We start from the raw sequence: 25,916 nt of genomic DNA, 5'->3' as shown, positions 1-25,916 counted from the left end.
GCTTTGTCTATACGAAATGAAGCGGGATCTGCCCCCGCATGGCTCCTGTGCGGGGCGGCAGGCGTCTCAGGCGTCGGCGGCCTCGACCTCCAGCAGTTCCTTCACATCCAGGCCCAGCCGGTCGACATGAGCGCGGATACGCGGCCAGTCGCCCTTTAGAAAGGCCTTCCGCTCCTCAGCGACGAGGCGTTCCCGCGCGCCCGAAATGACGAACAGGCCCAGACCGCGACGTGCCTCTACCAGGCCTGCGACCTGCAGCTCCTGATATGCCTTTGACACGGTCAGCGGATTCACCTCTTCCCGGGCGGCCAATACGCGGACGGAGGGAAGCGCCTCTCCGACCCCGAAAGCGCCGTCGATGATCGCCGCCGAAATCCGGTCGCGGATCTGTAGATAAATGGGTCGAGCGTCCTGCCACATGGTGTCGTAACAACATAGAACACTAACCCAGTCAAGCCTGGGGCGGCTGTCGCCATCTGGTCGGCTTGACCGTGGCCGCGCCCTGCCGCATGGCGGGCATGTTGGGGGAGAGGAATACGCTTGGCCGACATAGCGCAAACAGAGCTGGAACCGCCGCGGCATGGCGCCGTGCCGAAGCCCCAGATCATGCGGTCCGACACCACAGAGTTCGAATGGTGGCATTATGATATTGCCGATCTGCCGGACGCGGCGGGGCTGCCTGCGCTGGCGGAGGCGGCGGGTATTCCGACGGTCGCGGGCAGCGCGCTGGTTGCATCGGAAACACGACCGCGCTGCGATGCAATAGGGGAGGGGGCGCTGGTCAACGTGCGCGGCCTCGGCGAACAGCCCGCGCCGGGCGGCGACCCGCTGGTATCCATCCGCCTGTGGGCCCAGAGCGGGCGTGTCGTTTCCGCCAGCCGCCGCCGCCTGTCGGCGTTCGAAACCGTACAGACGGCAGTGCAGGCGGGCCGGGTCAACGACCCGGGCGACCTGATGGCCGTGTTCGCACGCGCCATCAGCACGGAGCTGGATCCGCAGGTGGCCGCGCTGGGCGACCGGCTGGACGATGCCGAAACACGCCTGGAAATCAGTAACGTCTATCGGCTGAGGCGATCCATCACCGGCCTGCGCTCCGACGCGATTTCCTACCGCCGCTTTGTGGCGCCCGACCGCGATGCGCTGCAGGTGCTGGCCGCGCTGGATGTCGACTGGCTGGACGCAGGCGACAGGCTGCATATTCGCGAGGCGGCTGACCGCTTTGCGCGCATGACTGAAGAGCTGGAAGCGGTGCGGGAGCGCGCCGCACTGCTGCATGAGCAATTGACTGACCTGCGCGCGGAAAAGATCGATCAGCGAAGCCTGGTGATCGCCGTCGTGGCCTTCATTTTCCTGCCGCTGACCTTCATCACCGGCCTGTTGGGCATGAATGTCGAGGGGATTCCGTTCGCCGATCGGCCATGGGCGTTCTGGGGCATCGTCGCCTTTTGCGTCCTGATCGGGGCGATCGTCCTGACCTGGTTTGCAGCGCGGCGCTGGTTGCCGGAGAAGGACGAACGCTAGGGCGGCCCGGCCTTAACCGGCGGATGGTTCCCAGACTGACACGACGTCATCCAGATGCGGGCGCGGCCGTTCGGTGAGCGCATTTCCGGGCGACCCGATGAACATGAAGCCGATGATCGTGTCGCCAGCCGCGCCCAGCCCCTCCGCCACCTTGTCGGAATAGGCGGCCCAGCCCGTCAGCCAGCCCGACACGAAGCCCGCCGCATGAACCGCATGTTCCAGCGTCATGGCGGCGGCGGCGGCGCTCCATTCCTGTTCCTTCAGCGGAATCGAGCGGGAATGATCAGGGCGAAACAAAACGGTGATGAGAAGCGGCGCCTGCCGCGCGAAATCGTCTATGGCCTTGCCCTCAAGCTTGCCTGCGTCCGGACGCTCTTCTGCATAGGCGGTATGAAGCAGGCGGGCGAAATCGTCGCGGCGATCCTTTGGAATGATGACGAAGCGCCAGGGGGCAATCTTGCCGTGGTCCGGTACCCGCGTTGCCGCCGTCAGGATATTTTTCAGCGCTTCGCCGTCGGGGCCGGGTTCCACCATGTCGCGCGGCTTGCCGGAACGGCGCGACAGGAGAAGGGACATGGGGGTGGAAAGGTCGTTGAACTGCTCTGGCATCGCTTGCTTTCATTATCAGTGAGGCTTGCACTCGTATGAAATACAGCTAGCAAGCCGCAGACGATTTTCCCAATCAGATGTCTGCGCGCGTCCCCTTGTCATTCAGAATATTCCTATTGGCCACCGCGCTTCTTGCCTCGCCCGCCGCGGCGCAGGAGGATATCGTCGTGGCGGGCACGCCGCTCCAGGAGGCGGCGGGGGCGGACGCCTATGCGACGGTTCTCGTTCCGCGCGCCGCATTGACGGCCAGCCCCTCCGGTCAGCTGGAAAATGCATTGGAGCAGGTGCCCGGATTCCAGCTGTTCCGTCGTGCGGACTCGCGCAGTTCCAACGCCACCAGCCAGGGCGCGACCCTGCGGGGCATTGGCGGCAATGCAACGGGACGTACGCTCGTGCTGCTGGACGGCGTGCCGATCGCCGACCCGTTTGCCGGATATATTCCCTGGGCCGGGATCCCGCCGGAAAGCCTGGCCCTGGCGCGAGTAACGACGGGCGGCGGTGCGGGCCCATTCGGCGCAGGCGCACTGTCCGGCACAATCGAACTGATCAGTGCCGGCCCCGGCGCGCGATCCAGCGCATTTCGGGCGCGCTATGGCAGTCGCGAGTCGATCGATCTGGGTGCTGCTCTGGTCGAGCGGGTCGGCAACGGGTTCGTCGCGCTGGATGCGAGCCATGCAGAGGGCGATGGATATTTCACCACAGCGCCGGAGGATCGCGGCGCGGTCGACACGCGCGCGCCCTATGAACAGCAGAACATTTCGGCGCGCGCCGTATTTCCCGTTGGAAATGCCAGCGAGTTGCAGGTGCGCGGCGCTTGGTTCCGTGACGACCGTCAAAATGGCCAGGCACTGGTCACCAGCGGTATGGAGGGCGCGGACAGCAGCGTCCGATTGCTGTCGCGGGGGGCGTTGCCGTATGAGGTGCTCGCCTATGTGCAGGCGCGCGATTACCGCGCCACCTTCGCCCGTACCGAAGCGGACCGTTCGGCCGAACAGCCCGCGCTGCAACAGGCGGTGCCAGCGACCGGCATCGGCGCAAAGGCGGAACTGCGTCCTACATTCGGTGCCCATGAACTGCGCCTGGGAACGGACTGGCGGCACACGGCTGGTGAAACGAAGGAACGCTTCAATTTCGATGGTACGCGCCTCGCGTCCGGCAGGACCGCCGGCGGGCGCAGCAACACGGTCGGCCTGTTCGTCGAAGATAGCTGGCAGGCCACCGAAGACCTGACCCTAACCGCCGGCGCGCGCGTGGATCGCTGGTGGCTGGACGGCGGGCGGCTGGTGGAGGAGGGCGCCGTCACATCCTTTGGCGACCGGTCCGGCTGGGAACCGACGGGACGGCTGGCGGCGGCCTATGACGCGACCCCCGCCCTGACATTGCGGGCGGCCGGCTACGTCGGTTGGCGCCTGCCGACGCTGAACGAGCTTTACCGCCCTTTCCGCGTCGGGCCGGATGCGACGGCAGCGAATGCCGATTTGCGGCCGGAGGAAAGCCGCGGCGTGGAGGCGGGCTTCGATTACCAGCCATTGTCGACCGCGCGGCTGAGCGTGACCGGCTTCGTCGTCCGCGCGAAGGACATGATCAGCAATATAACGCTGGGCGAAGGGCCGGGCGTCTTTCCGGGCAGCGGGTTCGTGTTCGGCAGCTATCGCCAGCGCCTCAACCTGGACGCGGTCGATTCGCGCGGTATCGAAGCGAGTGCGCAGGCTGAAATTGGCCGCCTGTCGCTGACCGCCAGCTATGCTTTTACCGACGCAGAGCAGAAGGGGAGTGGTCCGACCGCAGCGCAGGACGGGTTCCGCCCGCCGCAGATCCCCGAACATCACGCCTTTGCCGGCGCGCGCGTTGGCCTGGGCGAAAGGGGCAGCGTCGGCGCATCCCTGCGCTATGTCGGGCCCCAGTTCGAGGACGATCTGGAGCAGCGGCTGCTCGATGATTTCGTGCAATTGGACGCCAGCGCGGTGTTGCCCGTGGCGCGCGGCGTTGCCCTTACCCTGGCTGGCGAGAATCTGACGGATAGCCGCATCGAGGATGGCATCGACGCACGCGGCGCGCTGTCGCTGGCGCAGCCGCGCACCCTGTGGGTCGGGATACGCTGGCAACGGTAAGGCGACCGTACGGCGCAAGGGGCGCCGTCTTCCTTTTCAGACAATATCTTGGACATTCCGGCAGGGGTTGCGTACCCATCGACCAATGCCCGGCATATTCGCGCCGACAGGAAGCCTTGCATATGTTTTTTTCCGACCAGCCGACCCTCGACCTAGTCGTTCGGGCGTTTCTTTTGACCGTGATGGGCATGGTGTGGGTGGTGATTCTGGTCCGCATCAACGGCCTGCGCTCCTTTTCCAAAATGACGAATTTCGATTTCGTCATGACCATCGCGACCGGCTCGCTGCTGGCAGGCGCCGCGCAGGCGACGACATGGTCGGCATTCGCGCAGACGATGATCGCGATGGCCGCGCTTTTTATCGTGCAGTTTACGAGTGCGCGCCTGCGCAAGAAATCCGATACTCTGGAGGATGTGATGCAGAATCATCCCATTCTGCTGATGCGCGACGGGGAAATAATTCACTCCGCCCTGAAAGAGAGCCGCGTGGCGGAAAGCGACCTGATCGCCAAGCTGCGCGAGGCGAACGCCCTGAAAATGGACGACGTCCGGGCTGTCATTCTTGAGACGACGGGCGATATCTCTGTCCTGCACGGCGAGGGGCCGGTCGACGAGCGCGTCATCAGTGGCGTGCGCGGCGTCGATGTCTGAACGCAGGTGCGGCAAGCTAGCGCTTGTGGCGAATAGGGTGGTTATCTATAGGAGCCGCACAAACCGCGCGCACGCCTGCGTTGCGCGCCCGATTCTTTTACCTTTGCCCCAGGGGACATGATGGGACGTCTGACACCGATCGCAGCCGCATTTGCGCTGATGCTTGCCACCGGCGCCGGCGCGCAGTCGCTGCAAGAACTGCCGAACTCGGGCGCAGGCCCCGCCACTGCAGAGGATGGCGTCACCACCAGTGACGGCGGCGCCCTGACGCAGGAAGAAGCCATTGCGGCAACCCCCGACGATCCCGCAGTGGTACCAAGCGCAGTTGGCGGTCTCGCCAATGCGGGCACCATGTCAGACGCGGCGCTGGGCCAGCCGCTCGGCGGATATGATATCCAGCCGCAGGTGACCGCGCTCGGCAAGCGCGCCGACGGATTCAACATCGCGCTCCTCAGCATCATGGCTGTGGTGACGCTGTTCGTGTTCGGCCTGCTGGCCTGGGCCATGCTGAAATTCCGGCGCAAGTCGAACCCGGTGCCGTCGAAAACGACACATAATGTTCTGATCGAAGTGCTGTGGACGGTCGTGCCGGTGCTGATCCTCGTGGGCATTGCAGTTCCTTCGTTCGCGCTGCTTCTCGATCAATATGATCCGCCAGAGGCCGATGTGACTGTGAAGGCGATCGGCCATCAATGGTATTGGGAATATGAATATCCCGACGAGGGTGGGTTCGCTTTCGACGCAATCATGCTGTCGGACGAAGAGGCTGCTGCTGCGAACGAGCCGCGCCTGCTGGCGACCGACAACCGGGTCGTGGTGCCGGTGGGGGCGACGGTGAAGGTTCTCGTGACCTCGGTCGACGTCATTCACAGCTGGGCGATGCCCGCATTCTGGGTGAAGATGGACGCGGTGCCGGGCAAGATCAACGAGACCTGGTTCAACGCGGAGCAGACGGGCGTATATTACGGCCAGTGCTCAGAGCTTTGCGGCACGCGTCACGCGTTCATGCCCATCGTCGTGGAAGTCGTCGAACCGGCGCAATATGCCGCTTGGGTTGCGGCCCGCCAGGAGGATGCCGGCATCGATCCGGCCGACCTGGTCGAAGAAGACATCGCGACGGCCGACGAACCCGATGTGCCTACCGTGGATGCCGGTGCTGGCGGCGAGATGGACGATCTTCCGGCTGCGGATACCGCGCCGCCTGAGGGCACGGTGGTCGAACAGTCGAACACCGAATCCGCACCAACGAATTAATTCGAAGAGCTTGAGGCAGTAAACCATGGCAACCGCAGCCCCGACCGAATTTACCGCGCATGACGGTGACGAGCATGCCCATGATGCGGATCACAAGCCCGCTTTCTTCGCGCGCTGGTTTCTGTCGACGAACCACAAGGATATCGGCACGCTCTACCTGATCTTCGCGCTGATCGCGGGTATCATCGGCGGCGGTATTTCGGGTCTGATGCGTGCCGAGCTGATGCATCCGGGCATGACGGTGATCACTCAGTTCACCGACGGCAATATCGATGCGGCGTACCATATGTGGAACGTCTTCATCACCGCGCACGGCCTGATCATGGTGTTCTTCATGGTCATGCCGGCGATGATCGGCGGTTTCGGCAACTGGATCGTGCCGCTGATGATCGGTGCGCCCGACATGGCATTTCCGCGCATGAACAATGTCAGCTTCTGGCTGATCGTGCCGGCATTCCTGCTGCTGCTGTCCAGCCAGTTCGTGCCCGGCCCTGCCGGTTATGACGGCGCGGGTACCGGCTGGACCGTCTATCCGACGCTGTCGACCTATGGTCATCCCGGTCCGGCGGTCGACCTCGCCATCCTGTCGCTGCACCTTGCCGGTGCATCGTCGATCCTCGGCGCCATCAACTTCATCACGACTATCTTCAACATGCGCGCACCCGGCATGACGATGCACAAAATGCCGCTGTTCGTGTGGTCGGTGCTGGTGACGGCATGGCTGCTGCTGCTGGCCCTGCCGGTTCTTGCGGGCGCCATCACCATGCTGCTGACGGACCGTAATTTCGGTACGACCTTCTTCGATCCCGCAGGTGGCGGTGATCCGGTGCTGTATCAGCATCTGTTCTGGTTCTTCGGTCACCCCGAGGTCTACATCATGATTCTGCCCGGTTTCGGCATTATCAGCCAGGTCATCGCGACGTTCAGCCGTAAGCCTGCCTTTGGCTATCTCGGCATGGCCTATGCCATGGTCGCCATCGGCTTCATCGGCTTCGTCGTCTGGGCACACCACATGTACACCGTGGGCATGGATGTGAACGTGAAGCTGTACTTCACGGCGGCGACCATGATCATCGCGGTCCCAACGGGCGTGAAGATCTTCTCGTGGATCGCCACCATGTGGGGCGGCTCCATCTCCTTCGAAACGCCAATGCTGTGGGCGATCGGCTTCATCGTGATGTTCACGCTGGGCGGCGTTACCGGCGTCATCCTGTCGAATGCCGGCGTCGACACCTATATGCACGACACCTATTATGTGGTCGCGCACTTCCACTATGTTCTGTCGCTTGGTGCCGTCTTCGCGATCTTTGCCGCCTGGTATTATTGGTGGCCGAAGTTCACGGGCAAGATGTACAACGAGCTGCTCGGCAAGCTGCACTTCTGGATCTTCTTCGTCGGCGTGAACGTGCTGTTCTTCCCGATGCACTTCCTGGGACAGGATGGCATGCCGCGGCGTATCCCGGATTATCCGGACCAGTACGCCGGGTATAATGAGATCGCGACCTATGGGTATATGATCATGGCTGCGGGTCTGATCCCGTTCTTCCTGAACATCATCGTCTCGCTGGCCGCAGGGCGGAAGGCGCCGAACAACCCATGGGGCGAAGGGGCAACGACACTGGAATGGACGCTGACGTCACCGCCGCCGTTCCACCAGTTCGAAACCCTGCCAGAGATCAAGTAATGGCAGGTGCGCCGATCTCTCCAGCGGCGGCGCCAGCGCTCCCGCTGGGGGGCGGTGCCGTGCTGCCCGAATATGGCGATTGGCGCGATTATCTTGCGCTGACGAAGCCTCGCGTCATGCTACTGGTGGTCTATACCGCGCTTTGCGGCCTGATCGCCGCGCCCGTGGCGGTAAACCCCATTATCGGTTTCACGGCGATCCTGTGCATTGCCGTGGCCGGCGGGGCCGCCGGGGCGTTCAATCAATGGTACGAGGCCGACCTCGACGCGCGCATGAAGCGCACGGCGACGCGCCCCCTGCCAAGTGGCACTTTGACGAAACAGTCCGCATTCGGTTTCGCCATGGTGCTGGCGGTATCGTCAGTCTCCCTGATGGCGCTGGTCGTGAACGTCGTCGCGGCGGCGATCCTTCTGGCGTCCATTCTCTTCTACGTTCTGATTTATACGGTCTGGCTGAAGCGCCGCACACCGCAGAACATCGTCATCGGCGGCGCTGCCGGCGCGTTTCCGCCGATGATCGGCTGGGCTGCCGCCACGGGCGATGTGACGATCATGCCGCTGTTGATGTTCGGTATCATCTTTTTGTGGACGCCGCCGCACTTCTGGGCGCTCGCCCTGTTCATCGAATCTGATTATGAAAAAGCCGGCGTTCCCATGCTGCCGGTCACGCATGGCCTACGGGAAACGAGGAAGCAGCAATTCATCTATACACCGCTGCTGGTCGCGGCGAGCCTCGCGCCTTGGGCGTTGGGACTGGCGGACGTTCTTTATGGAGTGGCCGCTGCCGCGCTTGGTCTGATCTTCGCGATTCTTAGCCTGCAGGTCTATTTGAACCGTACCGAAGAGCCGGCAGAGATGAAGCCCGAAAAACGCCTTTTCGCTTTTTCCATCGTGTATCTCTTCGCGCTGTTTGGCGTGCTGGCTGCTGACAGAGTGATCTTCGCATGACCCCCGAAGAGGAAGCCGAACTGGCGCGCCGCCGCAAGCAACGCAATTATGTGCTGGGCGGGATACTGATCGCGCTCGCGGTTCTGTTTTACGCGATTACCATCGTCAGGATGAAAATCTGATGACGATGGCGGCCACAACCCGGACAGCCCTGATTTCCGCAGGCGGCGCCGTCGCCATGCTGGGCCTGGCCTATGCCAGCGTTCCCCTTTACCAGGTGTTCTGCCAGGTCACGGGCTTTGGCGGCGCGACGAAGCGTGCCGAAGCGGCAACGCAGGTGGTGGCAACCGATGTGCCGATCGACGTGCGCTTCGACGCCAATGTCTCGCCCTCGCTCGGCTGGGAGTTTGAGCCCGTGCAGCAGAAGGTCACGCTGAATATCGGTGAGCGCAAGATGGCCTTTTATCAGGCGACGAATTTGACCGATGAGCCGATCACAGGGGTTGCGACGTTCAATGTCACGCCGGATACGGCGGGCGAATATTTCGTGAAGGTGCAATGTTTCTGCTTCGATGAGCAGACGCTGCAGCCCGGCCAGTCCGTTTCGATGCCGCTGACCTACTATATCGATCCAGCGATCCTCGACGATGCCGATGGCAGCCGGATCGAGGAGATCACGCTCTCCTATACCTTCTTCCCAGCGCGCACCGACACCGCTAGTACCTCCACCACGAACATGGGATCGTCACCCGGACCATCGTGAACGCGCGGGCGCGTGAACCGCATTGCGCGCTTTGCCGGAACGGAACGGACAACGAGACCGAACAGGAACGACGAACAGGAATAAATGATGGCCGGCGTCAAGAATCACGATTTTCACATTCTCCCCGCGAGCCCATGGCCGCTGATGGCGGCGGTCTCCTCGCTGATCGCGGCGGCCGGGGCGGTCATGTGGATGCATGAAGTCGCCTTTGGCGGCTGGGTTTTCGGCGTCGGTATGCTGGGCATCCTGTTCGTTTTCTACAGCTGGTGGGCCGATGTCGTGCGGGAGGCGAACAGCGGCGATCACACGCCCGTCGTGCAACTGCATCACCGCTATGGCATGATCCTGTTCATCGCATCGGAGGTGATGTTCTTCGTTGCATGGTTCTGGGCCTATTTCGATGCCTCGCTTTATCCTTCCACCGCTTCGGCGGTTGGCGGTGTCTGGCCGCCTGAGGGTATCGAGGTGCTTGATCCGTTCGTCTATCCGCTGCTGAATACGCTGATCCTGCTGCTGTCGGGCACCACCGTGACGTGGGCGCACCATGCGCTGATCGAGGGTGACCGCGACGGGCTGAAGCGCGGCCTGTGGCTGACCATCATTCTGGGCGTGCTGTTCAGCTGTGTGCAGGCCTATGAATATGCCCACGCGGCCTTTGGTTTCGCGGGCAATATCTATGGCTCGACCTTCTACATGGCGACCGGCTTCCACGGATTCCATGTCATCGTCGGCACCATCTTCCTGATCGTCTGCCTGATCCGTACCTATAAGGGTGACTTCACGCCGAAGCATCATTTCGGATTTGAGGCGGCGGCCTGGTACTGGCACTTCGTCGACGTGGTCTGGCTGTTCCTGTTCATCTCCATCTATGTGTGGGGTTCGGACTTTGGAGCGGCGGCCGGTATGCACGGGGGCTGATTCGACGCCCCCTCCCCAGCGGGAGGGGCAAGGCGAGGGAGCCCCTCTCAATCGCGGATATTCTATTTGAAGAAACCGGATCCAGCGCCTACCGAAGCAGCCGCCAATGGGCCGTACCATGAGGGCGGCCCGGGGAAGCGTGTAGATGTCGGCGCCGCGTTCGCGGGAAAATGTCCGCGCTGCCGCAAGGGCGCGATCTTCAGGCAGTTGATCGTGTTCAAGGACAAATGTCCCGAATGCGCGCTGGACCTGGAACAGTTCAACGTCGGCGACGGCGCGACCGTGTTCCTGATCTTTTTGCTGAACGTCGTCGGGATGATCGGCATTCTGGTTTGCCATTTCGTCCTGAACGTGCCGATCTGGATTAACGCGCCGCTTTGGACGGCCGTGATCATCGGACTGGCCATTCTGGGCCTCCGCGCATCGAAGGGCCTGTTGCTGGCACTGGAATATAAGAATGACGCGCGTATCGGCGAATTGAAATCGTGAAGCTGCCGCTGGTGCCGACCATCATGGTCGTTCTGGCCGTGCCCGTGCTTATCGCGCTGGGAATTTGGCAATTGGGCCGGGCGGATGAAAAGGCGGCGATGTTGGCGGCGCTGTCGGCCAGCCCGGACCTGCCGACGGTGACCATCGAGGGCGCGGATTGGCCGGACACACTGGATTTCCGCCATATCCGGACAAGCTGTCAGTTCGTCGGCGATGCCGTTGCAAAGGCGGGCCGCAATGCGTCCGGGGCGGCAGGCTATAGCTATTTTGCCGACTGCCGTCCCGGCCCCTCCGTCAGGACGATCGAGGTGAACCTTGGCTGGGACGCGCGCCCGGATCGCACGGTGCCCCTGCCAAGGGGTGAGGCGGTGCCGGTCATGGGCCTGGCGCGTCATGACCGGTCGCGTGCGAACGAGGGAGACGTGATCCCCTATGTCATGATCGCTGCGCCCCCCCTTGCGAGTCTTTCGCAGAGCCGCATTCCGACGACGGAGGACATTCCGGACAATCACATGGCCTATGCCGTGCAGTGGTTCGGCTTTGCCGCGACGCTGGCGATCATCTATTTGGTCTATGTGCGCGGCTGGCGGCGGGGCCGTAAGGTATGATCGGATTGCGCGCCGACATTGCGGGCGGCCCCGTGCGCCGTTAAGTCGCGCGCCACCATGCAATATATTTCCACGCGCGGTACTGCGCCCACGCTTTCGTTCCAAGACGTTACGCTCGCCGGTCTGGCGAACGATGGCGGGCTGTATGTGCCGCAGGCCTGGCCGACCCTTTCGCGCGAGCAGATCGCCGATCTGGCCGGTCTGGATTATGTCGAAACCTGCGTGCGTATCTGTGCGCCGTTCGTGGCGGGCAGCCTGAACGAGGATGAGTTTCGCGCACTGGCGAAGGAAGCCTATGGCAGCTTTGCGCATGCGGCGATCACGCCACTGTTGCAACTGGACGCGCAGCAATGGATGCTGGAACTGTTCCATGGCCCGACGCTGGCGTTCAAGGATGTCGCGCTGCAATTGCTGGGACAATTATTCGCGCGCTTTCTGGACAAGAGCGACCGGCACCTGACCATTATCGGCGCGACGTCCGGGGATACGGGCAGCGCGGCGATCCATGCGCTGGCGGGTCTGGATACTGTCGACGTCTTCATGATGCACCCCAAGGGGCGCATTTCCGACGTGCAGCGCAGGCAGATGACGACCATCGTCGCCCCCAACGTCTATAATATTGCCATAGAGGGCAGCTTTGACGACGCACAGGCGCATGTGAAGCGCATGTTTGGCGACCCCGCGATGAATGCACGCTTTGACCTGAGCGCGGTGAATTCCATCAATTGGGCGCGCCTGATGGCGCAGGTGGTCTATTATTTCTACGCCGCCGTGCGGCTGGGCGCGCCGCACCGGAAGGTCGCGTTCAGTGTACCCACCGGCAATTTCGGCGATGTCTTTGCCGGGTATGTCGCCGCGCAAATGGGCCTGCCGATAGAGCGGCTGATCGTCGCGACGAACGTCAACGATATTCTGCACCGCGCGCTTTCGGCCGGAGATTACAGTGTCGGCGATGTGACGGCCACGGCCGCCCCGTCGATGGACATACAGGTGTCGTCGAATTTCGAGCGACTGCTGTTCGACCTGGGCGGACGCGACGGACCCGCGCTTGCGCGCATGATGACTAGTTTCGAGACGGACCGCCGCATGACCATTCCAGAGGATATGCGGATCGGCAGCAGTCTTTTCACATCCGCCCGCATCGATGCGGAGGATATGTCCATGGCGCTGCGCTGGGCGCGGGAGGCGAGCGGGCAGCTGATCGATCCGCACACGGCCATCGGCCTGGCAGCGGCGCGAGGCAGCGACATCGCGCCCGATGTGCCGGTCGTGACGCTGGCCACCGCGCATCCGGCGAAGTTCGGCGACGCAGTGGAACGCGCCGCCGGAGAACGGCCGCGCCTGCCCGCACGTCTGGGTAGCCTGATGGACCGGGAGGAGCGCTGCACCACCCTGCCGGGCAGTTATGAGGCGATTGCCGCATTCGTTGCCGAACATGCCCGCGCGCGCAGCTAGATGCAGCGGCTGACCATTCTTCCCAACGGTCTGCGTGTCGTCACGCGGGAAATGCCCAGTGTCGAGACCATCGCCGTTGCCGTGCATGCGGATGCCGGATCACGGCACGAAACGGCGCGCGAGAACGGCCTCGCGCACCTGTTCGAACATATGGTGTTCAAGGGGGCGGGTGGCCGTTCGGCGCGGCAACTGGCCGAGGTGGTCGAAGATGTCGGCGGCGAACTGAACGCCATGACCGGGCGCGAGGGGACGGTGTTTTCCGCGCGCCTCCTCGCCGAGGATGCCCCGTTGGGCCTGTCCGTCATTGCCGACATGATCCGTCGCCCACATCTGGATGAGGACGAACTGGTCCGGGAAAAGCAGGTCGTGCTGCAGGAACTGGGCGAGGTGCGCGACAATGCCAGCGATCTGGTGTTCGACGATCTGCAGGAGGTGGCGTTTCCGGACCAGGCGCTTGGCCGCTCTATCCTGGGCGACGAGGCAAGCGTCGAAGGGCTGACCGGCGGCGATTTGCGGTCCTGGGCGGATCGGCATTATCGTCCGGCAACGATGCTGGTCGTGGCAGCCGGAAAGCTGGATCATGACCGTATCGTCAAAGAGGCGGAAGCTTGTTTCGGCGATATGAGCGGCGGAAGCGCCCCGGTGGCGGAGGTCGCCCGGTTCCGGAATGGCCAGATGCACCGCGACCGCGCAACGGAACAGGCGCACCTGACGCTGGGCTTTGCCGGGCCGTCGCTGACTGACAAAACCCTGTTTGCGGCGCGGTTGTTCGGTGAAGCCGTTGGCGGCGGCATGTCGTCGCGACTGTTCCAGGAACTGCGCGAGGAGCGCGGCCTGGCCTATAGCGTGTTTGCATCGCATACGCCCTTTGCCGATGCTGGCCTTTTTACCGCCTATGCCGCCGCGCGCAAACGTGATGCGGATGATGCGATGGCGTTGATGCGGGAGGTGCTGGAAGGGGCGGTCGATACGCTGACCCAGGCGGAACTGGACCGCGCGCGCGCTCTTGCGAAATCGGGACTGCTGATGGCGCTGGAAAACTGCGAGGGACAGGCCGGCTACGTCGCGCGGCAGGTTTTGATCCACGGCAAGACCATCGAACCGTCCGAGGTCGTCGAACAGATCGACCGGCTGACGCTGGAAGAAGTACGCGCCGCCGGGGCCGCGATGCTGTCGGGTGAGCCGGCGATCGCAACCATCGGCGCGGGAGCGCTGAAGGCGGCGGCATGACCGCGAATCCTGAAACGCCCGAGCTGAAAACGCTGATCGCGGAACCGCACGAAGCGTACACATTGGTCGATTCAGGCGACGGGCGAAAACTGGAACGCTATGGGCCGTACAGTTTTATCCGGCCGGAGCCGCAGGCCATGTGGAGGCCCGCGACGGACGACTGGCAGGCGGACGGTGAGTTCCTGCCCGCTGCCGATGCGGATGGCGGCGGACGCTGGCATTTGGCGGACGGTGTACCGGAAAGCTGGCCGCTGGCGCGCGGCAATGTGCGTTTCCATGCCGCGAATACGCCATTCCGGCATCTGGCCTTCTTTCCCGACATGGCGCCGCAATGGGACTGGATGGCGTCACGGACGACGGCGAATGACGAGGTGATGAACCTGTTCGGTTATACCGGCGTCGGGTCGCTGATCCTGGCCGACCGCGGCGCAAAGGTGACCCATGTCGATGCGTCGAAAAAGGCCGTGGCGGCGGCACGCGATAATCAGGCGCTGAGCGGAATGCAGGACCGGCCGATCCGCTGGCTGGTAGAAGATGCGCTGAAATATGCAGAGCGGGAGGTGCGGCGCGGCAGGCGCTATGACGGCATCGTGCTCGATCCGCCGAAATTCGGGCGCGGGCCGAAGGGCGAGCGCTGGGAACTGACCGAGACGCTGCCTGAGTTGCTGCGCGCGCTGGCGGGTCTGGTGGACGAGAATTCCAAATATCTGGTGCTGACCGCCTATGCGGTGCGCATGTCGGCGCTGTCTTTGGGCGTGCTGATGAAGGAAGTGCTGCCGAAGGGGCGGATCGAGATGGGCGAGATGACCGTGCGAGAACAGGCCCGGGGACTGCTGCTGCCCACGGCGATCTTTGCGCGGTGGATGCCAGTCTGATCAGCGGCGGGAGGCGGCGGCCTTAGATCGCGCCGTCTATCGGATCGACGTCCACGGCGCGCAGCGCGGTCATCAGGCGCTCTGCGGCGTCATCCAGAATCTGGCGTTCACGCGCGCGGATGACGAAGTTCGAACCGACCTTGCCCTCTCGCCAGAAGGGGTAGGAGCCGATCTGCACGCCCGGCTTCTCACTTTCCACGGCGCTGAGGACATCGGCCACCGCAGTTTCCCCCACCCAGGCGCCGACTGAGCGGTCCAGCACCGGCTGCCCCCCGGCCAATGTGCCGGCGATGCCCGCCAGCATGCCCTGCGTGATCTTCGGAACGCCGGCCATCATGAAGATATTGTCGATCCGGATGCCGGGTGCGCCGGAAACCGGATTGGGGATCAGCTCCGCCCCCTCCGGCACACGCGCCATGCGCATGCGTGCGGTGGAGATACGGTCGCCATAATAGCCCTCAAGAATCCGTTTTGCCTCAGGATGGATCACAACGGCCCGCTGCAATGCCTGCGCCACGGCATCGACGGTAATGTCATCGTGAGTCGGTCCGATGCCGCCGGTGGTAAAGAGATAGTCGTAAGATGCCCGCCCCCGGTTGACCGCCTCTATGATGCGCCCCATCTCGTCAGGGACGATCTCGACGCCCTTCAGCTCGATCCCCTCGACATTCAGCCATTTGGCGATGTAGGCGGTGTTGGCGTCCTGGGTACGGCCGGAAAGGATCTCGTCACCGATGACGATCAGACCGGCGGTCCAGATTTTGGTTCGATCAGGCATGGGCGTCAGGCATAACGCGCACAGCGGCAGGAAGGAAGCAGCGAGACATGGACGTTTTGACAAAGGATCGCGCGCGGGATGACGTCCGCCTTGCCGGCGACGGCATAAAGCTGCACGGGCCATCTGCCTTTGAAGGGATGCGCGTGGCGGGTCAGCTGGCCGCCAGTGCGCTGGACATGATTGCGCCGCACGTCGTGCCGGGTGCGGTGACGCGCGAACTGGATGACCGCATTTATGAATTCGTGCGCGCCGCAGGCGCCGTCCCCGCGACGATTTTCTACCGCGGCTATTCGCACTCCAGCTGCATCAGCATCAATCATGTCGTCTGCCACGGCATCCCATCGTCCAAGAAGCTGGTGAAGGGCGATATCGTCAATATCGACATCACCGTGATCGTCGACGGCTGGCACGGCGATACCAGCCGGATGTTCCTGGTCGGCGATGTTTCGGTGAAGGCAAAGCGCCTGGTCGACATTACCTATGACTGCCTGATGCTGGGCATCGAGGCGGCAAAGCCCGGTGCCCATCTGGGCGATATTGGCCATGCGATCCAAAGCTATGCCGAGGGCGAGCGTTGCTCCGTTGTCAGGGATTTTTGCGGTCACGGCCTGGGACAGAAATTTCACGATGAACCGAGCGTCGTTCATGCTGGCCGTCCCGGCACCGGCCCGCTGCTGCGCCCCGGCATGTTCTTCACCATCGAACCCATGATCAATCTGGGCAAGGACGGCGTGAAGGTGCTGGGCGACGGCTGGACGGCGGTGACGCGCGACCGGCAATTATCGGCGCAATTCGAACATTCCATCGGCATAACCGAAGAAGGCGCAGAGATTTTTACGAAATCGCCCAAGGGCCTCGACCGGCCGCCCTACGCCGTTTAGCGGCGGCGCCTGAGTGGGAGCCTGGCGCGCAAGGGAGAGTTGGCCGGTCTATCGCCACTTCCCGGCGACCGTACCCGCCGACTGCTCGTTGCCAACCGCCATCCGCAGGACAAACTTCCGTCCTTAACCTTCGCCGCGATAGCGTGCTTTCAGCGTTTCCTGCAGGTCCCGGTCGAAACTGATCGATACTTCATAAGGCCCCTCCGCATAGGGCCCTGCGACATAGGGCGACAGAAGTACGGTCATGCCGTTCGGCTCTCCCCCGCGTGGGCCGATCAGTGCGATGGGTTGTTCGTCCAGATCGGGACATTCTTCGAAATCGGCGGATGCCGTCCTCCCATCGCGGCGTTCGCTGCGCATCTCGTCCAGGGCCGCACAATAGCGTTTCGACAGCGTGTCACGCGCAACCGGCCAATTGATGAAGAGGTCGGAGAATTCCACCTCCCGCTGCTCCTCCGTGTCCCAGAACTTGCTTTGGAAAAAGGAATTGGGATGCGCACCGCCGGTATAATTGTGCGCCTCGACCTGTAGGTTGATCAACGCGGGATTGCGAAACGCAACGCGCCAGCGTTCATCGTGCATGACGGCCTGGGGCGGCAATTCTTCCTCTGCGCGGAACTGCGCCTGCTCGCGTGCGGTCTCCGCCAAGTCCGAGCGGGTGGCCTCCGCCCTCTGTCGAAGCGTTTCCAGCAGTTTCGGATAGCGGCCGATAAGGGCTGGCACGCTCCATTCAAATTCCATGGTGGGGGAATATTCATCCAGGATCAGGTCTTCCGCCAAGATGGGTTCGTCGCGCTCCTCGTCCCGGTCCGTATCCAGGTCGCCGGGCTCCGCCGACGCAGTCGAGGTGTCGTTCGCAGGCTCTCCGTCGCAGGCGGAAAGCAGCGCCAATGATGCGAGGGCAGCGATAATCGGGCGCATAACAGGTCTCCATTCAAGCAGGCTGTCGACCCTATACGTCATTCCCGCGAAAGCGAAAAACCATAGTCGCGGGCGGTGCCTTCACGACGCATCGCGTTTACCTGCCGGACCCTGCCATTTGGAAAGGCTTGGAATCAGGTGCGCCGCCAGGTCGTGCCGTTCGGTCCGTCCTCCAGCAATATTCCGTCCGCCGCCAGTTCGTCGCGGATACGGTCGGCGGTCGCGAAATCGCGCGCGGCCTTTGCGGCGGTGCGTTCGGAGACGCGGGCCTCGATCAATTCAAGCGCGGCTGATACATTGCCGACGTTCTCACGGGTCTCCATGGTTCCCTGAATAGGCCGCATCAGCGACCCCAAGCCGAGAACGCGCCCAATAGCACTTAATTGCCCTATTGCCGCCGTGCGCTCTCTCGTTGAGCTGTTTGAATTGATGATCCGGCGTAATCGCTGCGCTTCGGCCAGTGCTTTTGGTGTGTTTAGATCATCGCAAAGCGCTGCGACAAATCCTGCTGGGAGACCGGCATCTTCCCATTCTAGGTCAACATTTCGAAACGCACTTCGGAAACCTTCCAGCGTCGCCTTTGCCTGCAACAGCAGGTCTTCCGTCCACTCCAGCGGCTGGCGGTAATGCGCCATCAGCATGGCGAGCCGGATTGTTTCGCCGCGATGGCCGGCGGTCAGAAGCGCATCGACCGTGACCACATTGCCCACGCTCTTCGACATCTTGTCCTTGCCAAAGGACAGGAAGCCGTTGTGCAGCCAGAAATTCGCCAGCGGCGCGCCATCATGGGCGCAGCGGCTTTGTGCGGACTCATTCTCATGATGCGGGAAGATCAGGTCCTGGCCGCCGCCATGAATGTCGATGGTGCGGCCCAGATGCTTCTCGATCATTGCCGAACATTCCAGGTGCCAGCCGGGGCGGCCGCGGCCCCAGGGGCTGTCCCAGCCGGGCTGCTGCTCCGCACTGGGTTTCCACATGACGAAATCGTGGGCGTTTTTCTTGTAGGGCGCCACCTCCACGCGGGAGCCGGCGACCATCTGATCGAGATCGCGATGGCTGACGCGGCCATAACCGCCGTCGGAGGCGACGTCGAACAGCACGTGCCCCTCTGCCGCATAGGCGTGGCCCCTGGCGATCAGTGTCTCCATCATCGCGATCATCTCGCCAATGGTTTCCGTCGCACGCGGGGCGAAGGTCGGTGCGAGGCAGCCGAGCGCGGCGGCATCGTCGCGATACCAGCCCTCCGCCTCTGCCGTCACATCCTCTATGCTGCGGCCCTCGGAACGGGCGCGGTCCATGATCTTGTCGTCTATGTCGGTGAAATTGCGCGCCGTGACGATTTCATGATCCGGATATTGGTGGATCAGCAGGCGGCGCAGGACGTCGAAAACGATCTCTGGACGGAAATTGCCGATATGCGCGCGGCTGTAGACCGTCGGTCCACAGACATACATGGTGATGCGGTCGGGACTGGTCGGGGCAAAGACACGCTTTTCCCGGGCGGCTGTGTCGTACAACCGGATATCGGTGGACGGTGCAGTCATTGGGCAGCCTCCAGCAGCGCATCCAGCGCATCGCGTTCCCGATCGGAATATCCTTCTGCATCTTCGATGGCGGCCGATTCGCGCCGCGTGGCAACGAAATCCTGCACTTCATGGCCGAGTACGCCCAGCAGGGGGCCGGCGCGCGCCTGCGCCAGCCATTCAGGCCGCTCCCCCGGGACCATGTCGAACGCCAGTTCCAGAAGCATCCAGGCGAAGGTGGCGAGGAGAAGGCCCTTCATCGCGCCAAACCCAAACCCAAGCACCCGGTCAATGGGGCCGATGACGCTGTTCCGCACGCGCGTTCCCAGTATCTTCGCGATCAGCCGCATGATGGCAAAGGCACCGATAAAGATGACGATCACCGAAATGACGGCCGCCGTCGTGGGGTCGTCAACGAATCCCAGCGCCAGTTCGCGCCCCCGGTCGAAGAACAAATTGACCGCGACGACGCCCGCAACCCACGCCAGCAGACCGAGGATTTCGGTCACGAAACCGCGCATGATGCCCAGCACGGCGAAGATGGCCAGCACGGCAAAGAAGAAAATGTCGAAGGCGGTCAGGTCGGACATGTCAGACCGGGGCGATTAGCGCTGACCTTGCGTCACGTCCATGTGGGTAGCGCTGTTTTCGCCGTTCGGTTAAGGATAAGGTGCCCTGCCCGAGACCGCCCCAACACTGCGCGAGACGACCGCGCCACCACCCCCCGCGTCTGGAAGAATAAATGACCGTTGCCGAAGAGATAGAACGCCGCCTGACCGAGGCGCTGTCGCCGACGGCGCTGACCGTCATCAATGAAAGCCACCAGCATCAGGGCCATCTGGGCGATGACGGGTCGGGCGAAAGCCATTTCGCCGTCGAAATCGCGGCCCCCGCCCTTGCCGGTAAATCGCGAGTTGAACGGCAGCGGGCGGTCTATGCCGCACTGGGCGACCTGATGACGAAACGTATCCATGCGCTCAGGATAAAGGCGGAAGGCTAACGCGCCGCTTGACCTTCCACGCCGTCGCGGCAAAACGCGACTGATCATGGTATGCCGGCTTAGCTCAGTTGGTAGAGCAACCGCCTTGTAAGCGGTAGGTCGTCAGTTCGAGTCTGACAGCCGGCACCACATACCCTATATCAGTTCCTGAAGCATCGATTTTTCGAATGGTATCAGAGCATCAAGGTTTCCCGCCGCCAATCGGTGAACCCAGTCAGGATTTGCAAGGAGCGAGCGGCCAATTGCTACGAGATCGTAGCAATTATCAGTGATGCCCTGTTCGAGTTGGGCAATGTGACCGGGGAGAGTGCCCGCTGCGATCTTGCCGTTTTTCGCCTTGAAATCATTATCTAAGGTAACCGAACCAACGGTGATTGTCGGCTTGCCGGTTAACGCGCGCACCCACGCTGCAAGATTGCGGTAATCGCTATCAAATTCACTGTCCCAGAAGCGGCGGGTCGAACAGTGGAATATGTCGACCCCGGCGGCGCTTATCGGGGAAAGCACGGCGTGCAAGTCTTCGGGCTGGGCAGCTATCCGCGCCTTGTAATCAAGCTGTTTCCATTGGGAAATGCGGTAGCCGATCACGAAATCAGGGCCTGCCCTTCTGCGAATCGCTTCTACCAGCTCTGCCGCAAAGCGCGCCCGGTTAGCAGCCGATCCACCATAGCCGTCTTTCCTGTGATTGGTGGCGCTCCACATAAACTGGTCGGGCAGATACCCATGCCCCCCATGGATTTCGATGCCGTCGAAGCCTGCGTCCTGCGCGCGCGCAGCAGCATCCGCAAAGCCGGCAATGGTCTTGCGAATATCGTCCTCCGACATCGCGTTACCAAGTTTCATCCCGGGGGCTGCCAGTCCAGATGGACTTAGCCGGCGCGCGTCTGCACCCAGGCTGTCCTTCATGCCGATGAGCGAGGGCGAGAAGGCTCCAACGTGCCAAAGTTGCGCCATGATGGCCGCCCCTTCGGCGTGGGCAGCGTCCACAATTGTCTTCCATGCATTCTGGGCGGCGGAATTATAAAGGTGCGGTACGCTTGCGCCGAACCTGCCTTCGGGATCGGTCGCAACGCCTTCAGTAAGGATCAGTCCCACGCCTCCCGCCGCCCGCCGCGTGTAGTAATCGCGCACATCGGTCCCGGGTATGCCATCGGGGCACATCTCACGTGTCATGGGCGCCATGGCAATTCGGTTTCGTATTTCCAAATTGCCCAGGCGGAACGACGAGAGAAGAGCGGAACGTGAACCCATTGCAGAAACTTGCTATATTGTAATCGATATAATACTCAACTCTCGGTGACCGATATCCCACCGAAATTGATTTATCTGACGCGAAGAAATCCGGCTTTCGCGCGCGACGAATGGACCGCGAGATGGCGCCAGCATGGGGCACTCGGCATGTCCAGAGAGCGCTGGAAGAACGTGCAGCGCTATGTCCATTGCGATCTGATCGAGCCACAGCAAGACGAGAGCGCCTTTCTGGGGGATCATGATGGGGTGGGCTTGATCTGGCACCGCTCGATCGCGCATCGCAATGCGCATTTTGCCGATAATGAAGCGCAGGCGGTCATGGAGGCCGACGAGCGCGAAACCTTTGCCGAGAAAATTTCCCTTCACTGCCTTTCCGTGGAGGAACAGGTGGTGGTTTCGCCCGATCCCGACGCGATATTTCATCTATTCTGCTTTGCCTGGGATGACGGACCGCTTCCAAAGCCTGCCTCCTGCCGCGGACAGGTCGACAGTAAGCCCCTGCCGCACCCGTCAGGAGGAAGATGGTCGCTGGACTGCACGCGCATTACCGAGTCGTGGTTTGAAAACAGGGCGCTGGCTGTGGATGCAGCCAGGAAACTGGCGGGTCCCGAAAGGATCTGTGTGATTGGGCGCGATTGTGAATTGTACCGGTCGCCCGGCGTCTGACCAGCGTGATGGCCTAGCGTTCAGCTACGCGATCGTTCTGCCACCATCAATTGTAAGCGTCTCCCCTGTAACGAAGCTTGCCTGATCAGAAAGCAGCCAGACTGCGGCTGCGGCAGGCTCCGTCGGTTCGGAAATGCGGCCCATCGGGATACCCTTAATGGTTGCCTCTGCTCCGCCAGGCCTGGTCTTCATCTGCCTCTCGAACATCTCCGTTCGAGTGGTTCCGGGGCATACGGAGTTCACCCGCACATTGTCGGCAGCGCAGTCCAGCGCAGCGCTGCGCGTCAGGCCAATGACAGCATGTTTGCTTGCCGAGTAAATACTCAGTCCCGCAAATCCTCGACGACCAGCGATTGAGGAAATGTTGACAATTGATCCCCCATCCTTGCGCATGGCAGATATTTCATGTTGTAAGCAGTGGAATAAAGATCGAACATTGATTGAAAATACCTGATCAAAAAGGGAGAGATCCTGTCGGTCAATCGGTGCGGCATCATGTGTCATCGCCGCATTATTAATCGCCCCATCGAGTTTTATATTTTCTTGGGCCAGATATTCGAAGAGCCGGACGACTGCATCTTCGTCGGTAATGTCCAAAGGAATGAAGCGCCCGCCACAGCTGCGCGCGATTGACTCACCAGCTTCCTGGCTTCGCCCAATTCCGATCACGCGCGCGCCATGACTTGCACAGAGCTCATAAGCCGCCCTGCCTATGCCGCTGGTGGACCCAATAACCAAAATTGTTTTGTCGCGTAGCAAAGGAGCCTCCCTTGGCTCAGGAATGATGCCTTCTGCGCGCAGGGCTCATTTGGATGCCAGTTCGGCATCAACCCGCTTGAGGGCCTCTCGGACCATTTCCATCTGGTCTGCGCCAATTGCAAAATACAGGTCCTCCGTGACCCTGCCGCTGTGCTCATTGCACTCCTGTGCAACTTTTCTGCCTTCGTCTGTCAGCTTGGCGATGATCCGCCGTTGATCCTTCTTTGACGGCTGGCGGGTGATATATCCCAGCCGTTCCAGGCGCCTGAGCTGATGCGAGACGGTCGATTGCGGTAGCGCCATTAGTTCGACCACCTCGCCTGCCGACAATTCCCCCTTTTCAAGAAGAGCAACCATCAGGCGGGACTCAGTGAGATCAACCCCCCACTGAGTGAGTTTGGGATTGGTAATGCGCATCAAGTGGGCGTTAACCCTGTGCATCAAAAAGGAAACGCGGTTCTGCAGCGGCGGGAGAGGCGGGGCCCTCCGGACTGCTTTAATCGAATTAGGATTGTCGCTCATCGAACTGCGGATAGCGGCCAAGTAGCAAGATTGGCAATGCTGCACAGACAAACAGCCCGCCAGCTATGTAAAAGCTGGCCTCGTAGGTGTTGGTCATCTCGTTGATAAGCGAGAACAGGGTTGGGGCGGTCGCGCTGCCAGCTGCCAGCGCGACATAACTCAAGGAATAAATCTGCGAATAATGCGCGAGACCAAAATAGCGCGCCGTCAAGAACGCCAAAACATCCAGTTCCGCCCCCGCGGCAAGGCCAAGTAATGCGCATGCAGCAATCAGTGCAGAAGGAACCGTAGAATTTGCAAGGATGACACAAGCGAACGCCGGCAATATCAAGATCGTGCATGCCACAGCCGGTGCCCAGAAGCGGTCCATCAAAAAACCAGACAATATTCGGCCCGGCACCATTGCGACAGCATAAACGCTCGCAATGGCTGCTGCTTCAGTTACCCCTATTCCCCGATCAGTAAATGCCGGCATCAGATTGGGGCCAGCGCCAGAAATCGCGAGATATCCTAGCAGGATTGAAAAGGTCAGTACCCAGAAACGGTATGAAGTGATGGCTTCTTTCACCGTGCGCCCGGTCTTGACCATTTTTGACATGACCGCGCCGGCGTTTTCTTGTGGACGAAGCAGAAAATAAACGACTGGCAGGCCGATCAGGACGGGCGTCAGTGCGATCACCCTCAGGGTGAAGCGCCATCCTTGCGCTGGTTCGACCGCGGCAACAAGGTTCGGCAAGATAAATGCAACCGCAGCGGTGCCAATCAAGGCGAGGCCAAGCGCGGCCCCGCGGGCCTTGTCAAAGGTGCTGGCAACGACCTGCGACCACAAGACCGGATTGGTTCCCGCGCCGAGGATTGCCGCCAGAGCATAGCCAAGCCAGAAGCCCTGCAGACTTGTCGCGAAAGACGCGACGAGAAGCCCCACGGCAACACCCACAAGAGAAGGGATGGCGACGTTGCGGGCTCCAAATCTGGCAATCATCCATCCGGTTAACGGGGCCGTCAACGCGCCTATGCCCGAGCTGAAGACGATGGCGAACTGGATGCCGGAACGTGCCCACCCCATTTCCGCGGCAATCGGTTTGGTAAGGGGCCCGATGGAGTAAAATGGCAGGGCTATCGCGCTGCATCCGACCCCGATGGCGCATGCCAAAAGAATTGGCCAGCCACGAGCCAATTCTTGCCAGGTCTCTGAACGCTCGGTCATTCGCTTGTTTCCAGGATGAGCGGTTCAAATCCCTCTATCTGAAGCTCGCATCGGCAGTTCGGGCGCATGGGAACGGCCGGGCCCAGAGCACCTGTTAGTATGAGATCCCCCGTCGAAAGTTGGCGTCCGGTAAGCTCACTATTGGCAAGAAACCACCTGTAGATGGAAAGTGGACCGCCGAGACAATCACTCGAGCAGCCCTCCGAGACAAGGTCTCCATCATATTTCATGCCCATATCTGCTGCTGCCAAATCAATTTCCTGAGGACGGAGTCCTTTTTCCGGCATGAGATACCATCCACAGCAGGCATTATCCGCAACGGCATGTTTCACGTCCCGCGGCCAATCACCGATGCGGGAATCCGCGATCTCATATGCAGGATAAACAGCCGCTATCGAGGCCAGTAGTTCTTCCTCCGGTGCATCCGCGGCGCATGGCGCCCCAATTTCAATCATGATCTCTCCCTCCAATCGGGGGGCGATAGCTTGCGAGAGAGAGAACGGGGCATGGGCGGACAATAATGCGTCGGCATAAAGCCGTCCCACCATGGGTTCCTTTGCACCAAACGCAGCGAGCGCGGGGGCGGAGGTGAGCCCGATCTTCCATCCCGTCGCGACGCGCCTACGCCGCCCCTCCAGTTCGGCAAGAGCATCTGCGGTCTCATAGCCATCTTTCAGGCTTGCAACCACCGCCTCGACTTCTTGCAGCGCGAGCGGCTCCGCAGCCTTGCGGGCATCGCTGAGACGCTTAGCCAGATTGAGGATAGGTGAGGCGCTCACTCTTCAACCCGCAGGGTTTTTCCATCCCAATTCTGCGCCAATTGCTCGACATATTTGTAAAGCTCGATGAGGCTGGGGTTGGGATAGTAGATTTCCAGCATGTGTCCGGTCAGAGCGCGGGTATCCATATATGTGGCGCCTCGCCCTTCCTGCGTTCTCAACTCGGTTGCTGCGGCAAAGCCCAATTGTTGGTAATGCGCCACCATTGCGTCGTGATCTTCGGGAATGATTGCAACGTGATGGAAGCCGCCTTCATTATGCTGGTACATGTCGCGAAAGGCAGAGGGCTCATCGCCATGCTGCTGCACAAGCTCTATTTGTAAATCGCCCGCTTGTGCATGAGCGGCGCTTATCTTGAGACTGGTCCGCTCCCCCCGATAAAGCACATCGGAAAGCTTCAAATTCCGGCGCATGAGGAACGGGCCAACACAGAAGGCCCGACTGAAACTTTCGACCGCTTCATCCAGGTCAGATACGTAATACGCATTCTGGACGATCGCCGTCTGGCGAAGCGATGACGCGGTAAGATTCATGAGGCCCTCCCAAAACTATATTGATCTCGATATATTACGAAC

Annotated in this window: 29 protein-coding genes and 1 tRNA gene; 18 read left to right on the top strand and 12 right to left on the bottom strand. The window is 61.6% G+C overall.

Translation table 11 applies throughout. The features are described from left to right. Nucleotides 1–66 precede the first annotated feature (66 nt). The gene (locus ACSMXM_RS10140) at nt 67–420 is read right to left on the bottom strand and encodes a GntR family transcriptional regulator (protein WP_460315850.1); all 354 of its coding nucleotides are present in this window, start codon (nt 418–420) and stop codon (nt 67–69) included. A gap of 120 nt (nt 421–540) precedes the next feature. Here ACSMXM_RS10140 and ACSMXM_RS10135 point away from each other — a divergent pair, with 120 nt between their 5' ends. Then, complete coding sequence (locus ACSMXM_RS10135; protein WP_460315848.1) at nt 541–1,521, top strand: zinc transporter ZntB; 981 nt, start codon at nt 541–543, stop codon at nt 1,519–1,521. Between the two features lie 12 nt (nt 1,522–1,533). On the opposite strand, the gene ACSMXM_RS10130 is transcribed toward ACSMXM_RS10135, so the two are convergent. After that, nucleotides 1,534–2,130 carry a nitroreductase family protein gene (locus tag ACSMXM_RS10130; protein ID WP_460315846.1) on the bottom strand — a complete coding sequence of 199 codons (597 nt, stop codon included), beginning with the start codon at nt 2,128–2,130 and terminating at the stop codon, nt 1,534–1,536. A gap of 116 nt (nt 2,131–2,246) precedes the next feature. On the opposite strand from ACSMXM_RS10130, the gene ACSMXM_RS10125 reads away from it, so the two are divergent. The 13 genes from ACSMXM_RS10125 to ACSMXM_RS10065 all read left to right on the top strand — a co-directional run bounded on the left by ACSMXM_RS10125 (nt 2,247) and on the right by ACSMXM_RS10065 (nt 15,054). Continuing rightward, nucleotides 2,247–4,241, top strand: coding sequence for a TonB-dependent receptor (locus tag ACSMXM_RS10125; RefSeq protein ID WP_460315844.1), 1,995 nt, complete (start codon nt 2,247–2,249; stop codon nt 4,239–4,241). Between the two features lie 122 nt (nt 4,242–4,363). Then, nucleotides 4,364–4,891, top strand: a complete 528-nt coding sequence (locus tag ACSMXM_RS10120; protein WP_460315842.1) for a DUF421 domain-containing protein — start codon at nt 4,364–4,366, stop codon at nt 4,889–4,891. 120 nt (nt 4,892–5,011) lie between these two features. Continuing rightward, entirely contained in the window at nt 5,012–6,145 is a 1,134-nt protein-coding gene (gene coxB / locus ACSMXM_RS10115; protein WP_460315840.1) for a cytochrome c oxidase subunit II, read from the top strand. Between the two features lie 25 nt (nt 6,146–6,170). Beyond that, entirely contained in the window at nt 6,171–7,829 is a 1,659-nt protein-coding gene (gene ctaD, locus ACSMXM_RS10110; protein ID WP_460315839.1) for a cytochrome c oxidase subunit I, read from the top strand. Then, nucleotides 7,829–8,776: a heme o synthase gene (locus tag ACSMXM_RS10105; RefSeq protein WP_460315838.1), complete on the top strand. Its 948-nt coding sequence runs from the start codon at nt 7,829–7,831 to the stop codon at nt 8,774–8,776. The genes ctaD and ACSMXM_RS10105 overlap by 1 nt, the downstream gene beginning before the upstream one ends. Next, nucleotides 8,773–8,898 carry a hypothetical protein gene (locus ACSMXM_RS10100; protein ID WP_460315836.1) on the top strand — a complete coding sequence of 42 codons (126 nt, stop codon included), beginning with the start codon at nt 8,773–8,775 and terminating at the stop codon, nt 8,896–8,898. The genes ACSMXM_RS10105 and ACSMXM_RS10100 overlap by 4 nt, the downstream gene beginning before the upstream one ends. Before the next feature lie 5 nt (nt 8,899–8,903). Beyond that, entirely contained in the window at nt 8,904–9,479 is a 576-nt protein-coding gene (locus ACSMXM_RS10095; protein ID WP_460316402.1) for a cytochrome c oxidase assembly protein, read from the top strand. An 87-nt stretch (nt 9,480–9,566) separates the two neighbouring features. Beyond that, the gene (locus ACSMXM_RS10090) at nt 9,567–10,397 is read left to right on the top strand and encodes a cytochrome c oxidase subunit 3 (RefSeq protein ID WP_460315835.1); all 831 of its coding nucleotides are present in this window, start codon (nt 9,567–9,569) and stop codon (nt 10,395–10,397) included. A gap of 66 nt (nt 10,398–10,463) precedes the next feature. Beyond that, nucleotides 10,464–10,886 carry a DUF983 domain-containing protein gene (locus ACSMXM_RS10085; protein WP_460315834.1) on the top strand — a complete coding sequence of 141 codons (423 nt, stop codon included), beginning with the start codon at nt 10,464–10,466 and terminating at the stop codon, nt 10,884–10,886. Next, nucleotides 10,883–11,494 (top strand): SURF1 family cytochrome oxidase biogenesis protein, encoded by a 612-nt coding sequence (locus ACSMXM_RS10080; RefSeq protein ID WP_460315832.1) that lies wholly within the window; start codon nt 10,883–10,885, stop codon nt 11,492–11,494. Before ACSMXM_RS10085 ends, ACSMXM_RS10080 begins: the two co-directional genes overlap by 4 nt. Before the next feature lie 57 nt (nt 11,495–11,551). Beyond that, the gene (thrC, locus tag ACSMXM_RS10075; protein ID WP_460315831.1) at nt 11,552–12,949 is read left to right on the top strand and encodes a threonine synthase; all 1,398 of its coding nucleotides are present in this window, start codon (nt 11,552–11,554) and stop codon (nt 12,947–12,949) included. Next, the gene (locus ACSMXM_RS10070; RefSeq protein ID WP_460315830.1) at nt 12,950–14,179 is read left to right on the top strand and encodes a M16 family metallopeptidase; all 1,230 of its coding nucleotides are present in this window, start codon (nt 12,950–12,952) and stop codon (nt 14,177–14,179) included. It begins immediately after the preceding gene. Then, nucleotides 14,176–15,054, top strand: a complete 879-nt coding sequence (locus ACSMXM_RS10065) for a class I SAM-dependent methyltransferase (protein ID WP_460315829.1) — start codon at nt 14,176–14,178, stop codon at nt 15,052–15,054. The genes ACSMXM_RS10070 and ACSMXM_RS10065 overlap by 4 nt, the downstream gene beginning before the upstream one ends. Nucleotides 15,055–15,076: 22 nt before the next feature. Here the strand turns inward: ACSMXM_RS10065 and ACSMXM_RS10060 are convergent, their stop codons facing one another. After that, nucleotides 15,077–15,832, bottom strand: a complete 756-nt coding sequence (locus ACSMXM_RS10060; protein WP_460315827.1) for a competence/damage-inducible protein A — start codon at nt 15,830–15,832, stop codon at nt 15,077–15,079. A gap of 47 nt (nt 15,833–15,879) precedes the next feature. Here ACSMXM_RS10060 and map point away from each other — a divergent pair, with 47 nt between their 5' ends. Continuing rightward, complete coding sequence (map, locus tag ACSMXM_RS10055) at nt 15,880–16,713, top strand: type I methionyl aminopeptidase (protein WP_460315825.1); 834 nt, start codon at nt 15,880–15,882, stop codon at nt 16,711–16,713. Between the two features lie 123 nt (nt 16,714–16,836). Here map and ACSMXM_RS10050 read toward each other — a convergent pair whose 3' ends face one another. From ACSMXM_RS10050 to ACSMXM_RS10040, 3 genes are all read right to left on the bottom strand, one after another. Then, nucleotides 16,837–17,634, bottom strand: a complete 798-nt coding sequence (locus ACSMXM_RS10050) for a DUF3298 and DUF4163 domain-containing protein (protein WP_460315824.1) — start codon at nt 17,632–17,634, stop codon at nt 16,837–16,839. Nucleotides 17,635–17,768: 134 nt separating this feature from the next. Continuing rightward, nucleotides 17,769–19,178: a cysteine--tRNA ligase gene (gene cysS / locus ACSMXM_RS10045; protein WP_460315822.1), complete on the bottom strand. Its 1,410-nt coding sequence runs from the start codon at nt 19,176–19,178 to the stop codon at nt 17,769–17,771. Continuing rightward, nucleotides 19,175–19,747, bottom strand: coding sequence for a CvpA family protein (locus ACSMXM_RS10040; RefSeq protein WP_460315820.1), 573 nt, complete (start codon nt 19,745–19,747; stop codon nt 19,175–19,177). Before ACSMXM_RS10040 ends, cysS begins: the two co-directional genes overlap by 4 nt. A gap of 152 nt (nt 19,748–19,899) precedes the next feature. On the opposite strand from ACSMXM_RS10040, the gene ACSMXM_RS10035 reads away from it, so the two are divergent. Together ACSMXM_RS10035 and ACSMXM_RS10030 are read left to right on the top strand one after the other, a co-directional pair. Next, nucleotides 19,900–20,157 carry a BolA family protein gene (locus ACSMXM_RS10035; protein WP_460315819.1) on the top strand — a complete coding sequence of 86 codons (258 nt, stop codon included), beginning with the start codon at nt 19,900–19,902 and terminating at the stop codon, nt 20,155–20,157. A 53-nt stretch (nt 20,158–20,210) separates the two neighbouring features. Continuing rightward, nucleotides 20,211–20,286: transfer RNA gene (locus ACSMXM_RS10030), tRNA-Thr, on the top strand. 6 nt (nt 20,287–20,292) lie between these two features. Here ACSMXM_RS10030 and ACSMXM_RS10025 read toward each other — a convergent pair. Next, the gene (locus ACSMXM_RS10025) at nt 20,293–21,408 is read right to left on the bottom strand and encodes an oxidoreductase (protein WP_460315818.1); all 1,116 of its coding nucleotides are present in this window, start codon (nt 21,406–21,408) and stop codon (nt 20,293–20,295) included. A gap of 45 nt (nt 21,409–21,453) precedes the next feature. Here ACSMXM_RS10025 and ACSMXM_RS10020 point away from each other — a divergent pair, with 45 nt between their 5' ends. Continuing rightward, the gene (locus tag ACSMXM_RS10020; RefSeq protein WP_460315816.1) at nt 21,454–22,074 is read left to right on the top strand and encodes an EthD domain-containing protein; all 621 of its coding nucleotides are present in this window, start codon (nt 21,454–21,456) and stop codon (nt 22,072–22,074) included. 24 nt (nt 22,075–22,098) lie between these two features. Here ACSMXM_RS10020 and ACSMXM_RS10015 read toward each other — a convergent pair whose 3' ends face one another. The 5 genes from ACSMXM_RS10015 to ACSMXM_RS09995 all read right to left on the bottom strand — a co-directional run bounded on the left by ACSMXM_RS10015 (nt 22,099) and on the right by ACSMXM_RS09995 (nt 25,874). Then, nucleotides 22,099–22,833: an SDR family NAD(P)-dependent oxidoreductase gene (locus tag ACSMXM_RS10015; protein WP_460315814.1), complete on the bottom strand. Its 735-nt coding sequence runs from the start codon at nt 22,831–22,833 to the stop codon at nt 22,099–22,101. A 45-nt stretch (nt 22,834–22,878) separates the two neighbouring features. Beyond that, the gene (locus ACSMXM_RS10010) at nt 22,879–23,250 is read right to left on the bottom strand and encodes a MarR family winged helix-turn-helix transcriptional regulator (RefSeq protein ID WP_460316399.1); all 372 of its coding nucleotides are present in this window, start codon (nt 23,248–23,250) and stop codon (nt 22,879–22,881) included. A gap of 88 nt (nt 23,251–23,338) precedes the next feature. Then, a complete protein-coding gene (locus ACSMXM_RS10005) occupies nt 23,339–24,562 on the bottom strand; it encodes an MFS transporter (protein ID WP_460315813.1) in 1,224 nt (407 codons plus the stop codon). After that, the gene (locus tag ACSMXM_RS10000; RefSeq protein ID WP_460315811.1) at nt 24,559–25,341 is read right to left on the bottom strand and encodes a 2-keto-4-pentenoate hydratase; all 783 of its coding nucleotides are present in this window, start codon (nt 25,339–25,341) and stop codon (nt 24,559–24,561) included. The genes ACSMXM_RS10005 and ACSMXM_RS10000 overlap by 4 nt, the downstream gene beginning before the upstream one ends. After that, nucleotides 25,338–25,874 (bottom strand): VOC family protein, encoded by a 537-nt coding sequence (locus tag ACSMXM_RS09995; protein WP_460315809.1) that lies wholly within the window; start codon nt 25,872–25,874, stop codon nt 25,338–25,340. The genes ACSMXM_RS10000 and ACSMXM_RS09995 overlap by 4 nt, the downstream gene beginning before the upstream one ends. Between the last annotated feature and the right edge of the window lie 42 nt (nt 25,875–25,916).

Source organism: Pacificimonas sp. ICDLI1SI03 (genome assembly GCF_054740865.1).
This window is presented reverse-complemented; position numbering and strand designations above follow the sequence as displayed.